This is a genomic window from Diaphorobacter ruginosibacter, from assembly GCF_040396215.1.
Lineage (GTDB): Bacteria > Pseudomonadota > Gammaproteobacteria > Burkholderiales > Burkholderiaceae_C > Diaphorobacter_A > Diaphorobacter_A ruginosibacter_A.
The window spans coordinates 1-8,473 of the sequence record NZ_JBEBOW010000150.1; the positions used below are offsets into that span (position 1 = coordinate 1).

The window sequence follows — 8,473 nt, forward strand, 5'->3', positions numbered from 1 at the left end:
CAGTACAAGCGTACGACAAGGCGAAGCAACGACGTATCGAGGGTTGTGTTAGCGGCTCTTACTGGCCGAGCCCGGCCGTCCTGACCACGAGGGAATACTTCCTGGCCTCTTCCTGCACATAGGTCTTGAACTGGGCGATGCTGCGCTCGTCCGGATCGGCGCCCATGTCGTGCAGGCGCTGCTTGATGTCGGGCGACTGCATGACGGCGGCCAGTTCCGTGTCGAGCCTGTGCTGCACCGGCTGGGGCGTCCTGGCGGGCGCGAACAGTGCAAACCATGCGCTCACCTCGTAGTCCTTGAGCCCGCTCTCGGCCACGGTGGGAACGTCCGGCAACAAGGAGCTGCGCCGCGCGGAGGTGACGGCCAGCGGCTTGAGCTTGCCTTGCCTGATGTTGGGAACGGCGGTGCTCTGCAGATCGAACATGACCGGCACGTGGCCCGCGAGCACGTCGGCGAGCGCGGGAGCGCTGCCGCGATAGGGGATGTGCAGCAATTTGACCTTGGCGGAGTTGCCCAGCATCTCCGCGGCCAGATGGTTGGAGGTGCCGGGGCCGGCGGATGCGTAGCTGATGGCTCCGGGCGCCTTCTGCGCTGCGCCGATCAGGTCGGACAGGGTGTTGTAGGGCGACGCGGGGTTGGCGACCAGCACGAACGGAATGGATGCCAGCGGCGCCACCGGAACGAAGTCGCGGACCGGGTCGTAGCCCACTTTCGTCATGGCCGGATTGATGGCGTGTGAGCTGACCGTGCCCAGCAGCAGCGTGTAGCCGTCGGGAGTGACGTCGGCGACGTAGCGGGCGCCGATGGCCGTTCCCGCGCCCGCCTTGTTCTCGACGATGACGGGCTGGCCCAGCCGCTCGCCCAGCTTGATGCCCACCGCGCGCGCCAGCAGGTCGGCTGTGCCTCCCGGCGGGTAGGGCACGATGATGGTGAGCGGTTTGGAGGGAAAGGACTGCGCTTGCGCGGTGACGCCCATGCTCATCAGCAAGGCGCCCGCGAGCAGGGCGGAGATATGGGTTCTGCGGAGCTGTTTCATCGTGGACATGACCGATTCCTCGTGGTTTTTCTGAACAAGCGGCTTGATGCGAAATCCGTGCCGCCAATGATGAAAATCAGCTTGATTTTGGTCAAATACAAAGATTGAATTACGTCATTCGATTCATGAGTCACGCGTGGCGCTCCGGCGCGGCGCGGGCTCGGGTCAGGCCTGAGAACCGGTTTCCTCGCTTGCAATGCGCAGGAATGCGTCGATCACCGGGTTGTCGTTGTGCCGGGCCCGCGCCATGACCAGATCGTAGGTGTGCGCGATATCGGGGTCGGCGATGTCCAGCAGCGCGACGTCGTCCATGTGCAGGCGGCGCATGGATGCGGGCACGAGCGCGGCGCCCAGGCCGCCGGCCACCAGCGTCAGGATGGCCTGCATCTGCGATGCCTCCTGCACGATGCGGGGCGTGAATCCTGCCGCGCGGCATACCGACAGCAAGGCCGTGGTGAAGCCCGCGCCTTCCACGTCGGGGAAGGACACGAACGGCTCCCCGGCCAGGGCCCGCATGCTGACCTGCCGCTGGTGCTTTGCAAGGGGGTGGTCGGCAGGCATGGCCACGACGAAGGATTGCGGCGCCAGCGCCTCCACCGTCAGTCCGTTGGCGTCCAGCACCGGCCCGACGACCAGCGCCAGGTCCGTGCGGCCGCTGCGCAGGTCCTGCAACTGGCGGGTGGTGGTCTCCGCCGTGAGATGCAGGCGCACGCAGGGGTACTGCTGCTGGAAACGCTTGAAGATGCCGGGCAGCACGTCCAGCGCGGCGCTGGGCACGAAGGACAGGCGCAGCGAGCCTTCCTGGCCCAGGCCGGTCAGGCGTGCGCGCTCCTGGGCCTGCGCCGTATATTGCAGGATGCGCTTGGCATCCTGATGGAACACCGCCCCCGCGGGCGTGAGCCGCACGTGATGCTTGCTGCGGTCCAGCAACTGCACGCCGACGGCGTCCTCCAGATTGCGCATGGCCACGGACAGCGGCGGCTGGGACATGTGCAGCCGCTCGGCAGCGCGGCGGAAATTGAGTTCCTCGGCAAGAACGACGAATTGGCGCATCAGGCGCAGCTCGAGCATGGGCGGGGCTCCAGGAGTGGGGGAGTGTATTGATACGTTATGTGTATATCGATGTCACATGAATAGTATTTCAAATATCACCAATTCATTATTAGTATTTCTTCCATTCCCAGCCAACCCCACCCCCAAGGAGTGAAAAATGCAGGCTTCTCTGCTCGAAGAAATCGTCACCGTTCCCAACCCCTATCCGGTGGTCGCCACCGTGGAGTATCCCGACGTCTGGCGGCTGTGCACCCAGGCGCGGGATCTGGCGTGGGATCCGCTGGACATCGACTACTCCGACCTGCAGGCCGCGGACCTGCCGCCGCAAGTCCGTCAGGCCGGCGCCGAATGGTGGAGCCTGCGCGCCTGGATGGAGCATGGAGCCACTCCCTATGGCGCGGAGCGTCTGCTGGAGGCGATCTTCGACCACCAGCCGTTCGAAGTGAAGCAGCACATCACCAACTTCATCGCGGAAGAGTTCCGCCACCATGAGGCGAGCTTTCGCATCGCGCAGGCGCTGGGAAGCTATGAGGCGACGCCGCGCGCGGATTACTTCAAGGACATCATCCCGAAGTTCCACAACGAACAGGACGAAAAGGCCATGAGCTTCTTCGCGGGCCTGTCGGTCAACACGCTGTTCGAGCAGCTCTCGGGAGAGCTGCTGCAGGCGCGTTACGAGAACGCGCGCTTCGAGTCGATCCGCAAGGCCTGCCAGCTGATCCTGCGCGACGAGGCCCGCCACATCCAGTTCGGCCGCATCATCATGCGCCGCTTCTTCAGCGAGCTGCCTCAAAAGGAAAAGGAGATCATCGGCATCAAGGTGGCGAAGAAGCTACGCGGCAGCCTGCTCAACGGCGTTTACGCGGTGGTGAACCTGCCGGCGGATGAACGCGCCCGCTCGGGCCGCAACCGCGTGCTGGCGGCTGAGCATGGCCTGGGTGCGACCCACCCGGACGAGGAAATGGACATCATCCGCAAGGGCGTGAACCAGATCCGCGAGGATGTCGGCGTATACGGCGTCGAGATTCCGCTCATCCCGGAGCTCGACGGCGTCGCCGCGGCGGCCTGAGCGATGCGGCGGGACACGCATATGCAGTCGATCAACCCAACGGAGATTGCGCCGCCGGTCGGCGCATACAGCCATGCAGTGTCCGCCAGCGGGCAGGGGCAGTGGCTGCATGTGGCCGGCCAGATCGGCATCGATGCCGGCGGCCGGCTGTGCGAAGGCTTCGAGGCCCAGGCGCGCCAGGCATGGATGAACCTGATGGCCGTGCTCGCAGCGGCCGGCATGGATGCATCGCATCTCGTGAAGGTCAACAGCTACCTGGTGGACGCCCGGCATCTGCCGCTGCTCGGCCCGGTGCGCCAGGGCTTTCTTGGCGAGGCCAGGCCCGCGTCCACGCTGGTGGTGGCGCAGGCGCTTGCCGCGCCGCAGTGGCTTTTCGAAGTGGATGCCGTAGCGTTCAAGCCATGCTGAACATACCACCGCCCAGAGACCCCGAACTGACGGCGCAACTACGCGCCATCGGCGCGGCGTGGCGCGGCAACATCCGCGAGGCGGGCGACCGCACCAAGGCGCTGTATGCGCCATTGCTGGCAAGCGCGCCGAAGGCGCACGTGCGGGTGGACAGGAACCAGCGCTATGGCGAACACGAGCGCCAGGTGCTGGACATCTATCGCCCGGGCACGCTGCCGCACGGGCCCGCACCGGTGATCGCTTTCGTGCATGGCGGCGCATTCGTGCGCGGCGCCAAGGACATCAGCGACGACATGTATGGCAACGTGCTCACATGGTTTGCACGGCAGGGCTGCATCGGCGTCAACGTCGAATACCGCCTGGCCCAGGACGCGCCCTATCCGGGGGGAGCGCAGGACGTCGCCCAGGCCTGCGGCTGGATTGCCCGGCATATCCACCAATGGGACGGTGACGCCGGGCGGGTCTGCCTTGTCGGGCACTCCGCGGGAGGCACGCATGCCGCTGCATATGCCTGCGATCCCGCCGTGGGGGGCGCCCCGCAGGTCCAGGCTCTGGTGCTGGTGTCGGCGCGATTGCGCGCGGACGTGCGGGCCGACAATCCGAATGCCGCCGGCGTGCGGGCCTATTTCGGCGACGATGCGGCGCAGCTCGACGCGCATTCTCCGACGACGCACGCTGCCCGCCTGCAATTGCCGGTGCTCGTCGTCACGGCGGAGTTTGAAAATCCCTGGCTGGATGTGTACGGGCTGGAGTTCGCCCACGCCGTGGGGCAGGCGCGCAAGGCGGCGCCGCTGCACCTGAGCGTGGCCGACCACAACCATGTGTCCATCATGGCGCACTTCAATACGCAGGAGCGCTGGCTGGGAGACCAGATCCTGCTGTTCTGCGAGAGAGCGTTCGGGAAAGCTTGATGGACTTTGATGACATGTTCTATCCGCCATCGGCCCGGATGCATATGATGGGACATGTCTCAAGAGTTATTTCCCGGATTCCAGGACGCGCTGATCCCCTCGGGCGACGGCGTTTTCATTCACACACTCACGGGCGGCGACGGCCCGCCCCTGCTGGTGCTCCACGGCCATCCGCAGACTTCCGCCATCTGGCACAAGGTGGCGCCGGAGCTGGCCAGGCATTTCACCTTGGTGCTGGCGGACCTGCGCGGCTATGGCGATTCGTCCAAACCGGATGGCGGCGCCCGCAGTGTCGACTACAGCAAGCGCGTGATGGCGCGCGACATGCTGCACATCATGCAGCAGCTCGGCCACGACAAGTTCAGCGTGCTCGCGCATGATCGCGGCGCGCGCGTGGCGCATCGTCTCGCGCTGGATCATCCGGCGGCCGTGGATCGCATGGTGCTGCTGGACATCGCTCCCACGCTCGCCATGTATTCGCAGACCACGGAGGCGTTCGCGCGCGCGTACTGGCACTGGTTCTTCCTCATCCAGAAGTCGCCCATGCCGGAGCGGCTGATCCGCGCGAACCCCGCCGCCTACGTGCGTGACGTTCTCGGCGGACGCTCGGCGGGGCTGGCGCCGTTCGATCTGCGGGCGCTGGCCGAGTACGAGCGCTGCATGGCGCTGCCCGGCGCGGCCCATGCGCTGTGCGAGGATTACCGCGCATCCGCGGATATCGACCTCGAGCACGACCGCGAAGACATCGAGGCGGGCAATCTGCTGCGGCAGCCGACGCTGGTGCTCTGGGGCGAGCATGGCATCGTCAACCGCTGCTTCAAGCCGCTCGAGGAGTGGCGCAAGATCGGCAGCAGCGTCAGCGGCCACACGCTGCCGTGCGGGCACTACATCGCCGAAGAGGCTCCCGAGGCGCTGCTGCAGTCCGCGCTGCCGTTCCTGCAAGGCCGCTAGGTCAGGCGCGGCAGCTGCCGCGAGAATGGGGGATGTGAAAACGCCCGGAACGATACCTGTGATCGCTCCGGGCGTTGTCCTGTGTTCGCCGCCGTTTTCTCGCGGCGCCGGACGGTTTCAGCGCAGCACCAGAACCGGCACGGAGCTCAGCCGCAGGAGCGCGGTGGTGGTGCTCCCGACGATCAACTGGCGAATGCGCGAATGTCCGTAGGCGCCCAGCACCAGGAAGGTGTCGCTGCGCGAGGACAGGAATGCGGGGATTGCTTCCTCGGGCACGCCGCGCACGATCTGCGTCGTCACGGAAAAGCCCGACTCCTCCAGCAGGCGCTGGGCAGCTTCGAGCTGCGCGAGCATGTCCACGGTCGGATCGCCGGCCATCACCAGTTGCGCGGCCATGCCGCGAAGCAGGGGGCTGCGGGCCACGGCCTGCACGGCGCGCAGCGCGGTGGCGCTGCCGTCGAACGCGACCACGAAATTGGTCGGAGCGGTGAAGCTGGATGCGGTGATCACCAGCACCGGCTGCTTGACGCTGCGGATCACGCTCTCCACGCGGTGATCCAGCCGCAGCTTGCGCGCGGTGGTCGCACGGTATCCCTTGCCAAGCACGAACAGCCGCGCGCTCGGCTCCTGTTCGAGCAGCACGTCGGTGAGATTGCCGTCCTTCACGAATGTATGCAGCGCAGGAACGCTTTCGGGATCGACGTGCTTGAGCGCCTGCTCGATCATTTGCTGCGCCGCCTGGTGCGCCACCTTGGCGCGCTCCTCGTCGAGTTCGTTGAGGCGCTGCAGCAGCACCTCCTGCGCGCCCACGCCGATGAGCCCGCTGTAGTCGCCGACGGGCGGCAGCGGCTCGGGCCGCTCCAGCGCGTGAAGCAGCGTCAGCGGCGCGTGCAGGCGCCGCGCGGCCCAGGCGGCGCTGTCGATCACGGATGCCGTGGCATCGAGTCCGTCGATACAGGCATATACGGTGTCTGGGGTGTTCATTCGGCGTTACCTCCTGTGCTGCACAACCAGCCAGCGCGTGGCTTGGGGCGAATCCCCATGCAATGGATGCGGGGCATGTCGATTTGAGTTTAGCGTCTAAAAAATGGTATTGCCGTCATCGGGCCGGGCGGCGCGGCGAATTCAGGGCATTCACCTACTTTGTCTCCGGCTCGATCAGCGCGAGAGGGGTTTCCCCGTGATCTCCAGGAAGGATTCTCAGGCGATCACCGGGCGGTTTCCCATCAGCGTTTCGTACATGGCCTGCGCCGCGAGCGAGAGGCTGCGGTCGCGCCTGCGCACCAGATAGATCTGGCGCCTGAGGGCGGGCCAGTGCAGCGGTCTGGTGACCAGCCCTTCCTGTTGGAAGTGAAACAGCGTGAGCGCCGGAATCACGCTGATGCCCAGGCCCGCCCGCACCATGCCCATGACGGTGGCGAGCTGCTCCACCTCCATCACGCTGTGCATGGGCTGCGGATGCAGAGCCGCCTCGAGAAACTGGCGCACGCTGCTGTGCCTGGCCATGTGGATGAATGGGTACCGAGCCAGCTGCTCGACCGGGATCGGCCGCCTGTGGCGCGGCCCCGAGGTCTTCGCCAGCGGGTGGTCGGCGCGGCACACCAGATGGAAATCATCGCTGCAGAAAGGCTCGGCCTGCAGGTCCGGCGTGTCCGCGCGGATGGCGGCCAGGGCGAAGTCCGCCTTGCCGCCCGCCACCAGTTCGATGCAGGGCTCGGAGAGCACGTCCGCGATCTCCAGCTCGATTCCCGGAAATCGCTTGCGGAACTCGGCCAGCCGCGCGGGCAGCCAGCCCGCGGCGAGCGATGGCAGCAGCGCGATGGCCACGCGCCCCCGCCGCAGCGTCGCCGCGTCGCGCATGCCGCCCAATGCGCGATCCACTTCGGAACGTATGCGGTGAGCGGATTCGGTGAAGTTGAGGCCTTCGGCGCTCAGCTCCACATGCCGCGTGCTGCGGTCGAACAGGCGCACCTGAAGCTCGTCCTCCAGCGACCGGATCAGGGCGCTGAACGCCGGCTGCGACAGGTGGCACTGGGCAGCGGCACGGGTGAAATTGCGCTGGCTGGACAGCGCGAGGAAGGCGTCGATCTGGCGCAGGGAAATATTCATTTGAATTTCAGATCAATTTATCCTAAATATCAATTTCACAGAATAACCCAAGCTCCCTAAAGTGCGCGGCAGGAGACCGGAAAACATGACCCAGGCAAATGTGCTGCGCGTTGGATGCGCGGCCGGCTTTTCAGGCGACCGCACGGACGCGGCGTTGCCCATCGTCGAGGACTTGATCGCTGCGGGCAAACCGTCCGTGCTGATGTTCGAGACCCTGGCGGAGCGCACGCTGGCGCTGGCGCAACTGGCACGCCGCGATGACCCGGATGCGGGATTCGAGCCGCTTCTGGATGAACTGCTGCGCCCGGTGCTGGCGCCGTGCCTGAAGCACGGTATCCGCATCGTGAGCAACTTCGGCGCGGCTAACCCGCGCGGCGCGGCGCGAAGGATTCTCGCCCTGGCGGCCGAACTGGGCGTGCGTGCTCCCAGGGTCGCGGTGGTGGAGGGCGATGATCTGCTTGGCCGGCAGCATCGCCCGATGCTGGAGCAGGCGCTTGGGCCGCAGCTGCCCAGGCAGCCGCTGGTCAGCGCCAATGCCTATATCGGAGCCGAGCCGATCGCGCATGCGTTGCGCGCGGGGGCGGATATCGTGGTGTGCGGGCGGGTGGCCGACCCATCGCTGGTCCTGGGGCCGGCGATCGCGCATTTCGGCTGGTCCATGCGGGACTGGAGCCGGCTGGCGCGCGCGACGATGGCGGGGCATCTGCTCGAATGCGGATCGCAGGTCTCGGGCGGCTACTTCGCCGATCCGGGATTCAAGGAGGTCCCGGATCTTGCGCATGTCGGCTATCCCATCGCGGAGCTGGACGCCGACGGCAACTGCACGATCTCCAAGCCCGCGGGCACTGGCGGCCGCATCGACGCGCGCACGGTCAAGGAGCAACTGCTGTACGAGCTGCACGACCCATCGGCCTATCTCACGCCCGACGTGGTCGC

Annotated in this window: 9 protein-coding genes; 5 read left to right on the plus strand and 4 right to left on the minus strand. The window is 66.3% G+C overall.

Annotated elements, in window-relative coordinates; genetic code table 11:
• Positions 1-58: 58 nt before the first annotated feature.
• Both ABWP92_RS15105 and ABWP92_RS15110 read right to left on the minus strand, forming a co-directional pair.
• Positions 59-1,045 (minus strand): Bug family tripartite tricarboxylate transporter substrate binding protein, encoded by a 987-nt coding sequence (locus ABWP92_RS15105; protein ID WP_353236220.1) that lies wholly within the window; start codon positions 1,043-1,045, stop codon positions 59-61.
• A 156-nt stretch (positions 1,046-1,201) separates the two neighbouring features.
• Entirely contained in the window at positions 1,202-2,107 is a 906-nt protein-coding gene (locus tag ABWP92_RS15110; RefSeq protein WP_353236221.1) for a LysR family transcriptional regulator, read from the minus strand.
• 139 nt (positions 2,108-2,246) lie between these two features.
• Here ABWP92_RS15110 and ABWP92_RS15115 point away from each other — a divergent pair, with 139 nt between their 5' ends.
• From ABWP92_RS15115 to ABWP92_RS15130, 4 genes are read left to right on the plus strand one after another with little or no spacing between them, the layout of a single operon-like run.
• Positions 2,247-3,158: a ferritin family protein gene (locus ABWP92_RS15115; RefSeq protein WP_353236222.1), complete on the plus strand. Its 912-nt coding sequence runs from the start codon at positions 2,247-2,249 to the stop codon at positions 3,156-3,158.
• 21 nt (positions 3,159-3,179) lie between these two features.
• The gene (locus tag ABWP92_RS15120) at positions 3,180-3,566 is read left to right on the plus strand and encodes a RidA family protein (protein ID WP_353236223.1); all 387 of its coding nucleotides are present in this window, start codon (positions 3,180-3,182) and stop codon (positions 3,564-3,566) included.
• Positions 3,560-4,477, plus strand: a complete 918-nt coding sequence (locus ABWP92_RS15125; RefSeq protein ID WP_353236224.1) for an alpha/beta hydrolase — start codon at positions 3,560-3,562, stop codon at positions 4,475-4,477. The genes ABWP92_RS15120 and ABWP92_RS15125 overlap by 7 nt, the downstream gene beginning before the upstream one ends.
• A gap of 54 nt (positions 4,478-4,531) precedes the next feature.
• Positions 4,532-5,428 carry an alpha/beta fold hydrolase gene (locus ABWP92_RS15130; RefSeq protein ID WP_353236225.1) on the plus strand — a complete coding sequence of 299 codons (897 nt, stop codon included), beginning with the start codon at positions 4,532-4,534 and terminating at the stop codon, positions 5,426-5,428.
• A 117-nt stretch (positions 5,429-5,545) separates the two neighbouring features.
• On the opposite strand, the gene ABWP92_RS15135 is transcribed toward ABWP92_RS15130, so the two are convergent.
• Positions 5,546-6,412 carry a universal stress protein gene (locus ABWP92_RS15135; RefSeq protein ID WP_353236226.1) on the minus strand — a complete coding sequence of 289 codons (867 nt, stop codon included), beginning with the start codon at positions 6,410-6,412 and terminating at the stop codon, positions 5,546-5,548.
• A gap of 216 nt (positions 6,413-6,628) precedes the next feature.
• A complete protein-coding gene (locus ABWP92_RS15140; protein ID WP_353236227.1) occupies positions 6,629-7,537 on the minus strand; it encodes a LysR family transcriptional regulator in 909 nt (302 codons plus the stop codon).
• A gap of 85 nt (positions 7,538-7,622) precedes the next feature.
• On the opposite strand from ABWP92_RS15140, the gene ABWP92_RS15145 reads away from it, so the two are divergent.
• Positions 7,623-8,473 (plus strand): acyclic terpene utilization AtuA family protein (locus tag ABWP92_RS15145; RefSeq protein WP_353236228.1); only part of this gene is annotated, 851 nt, incomplete at its 3' end.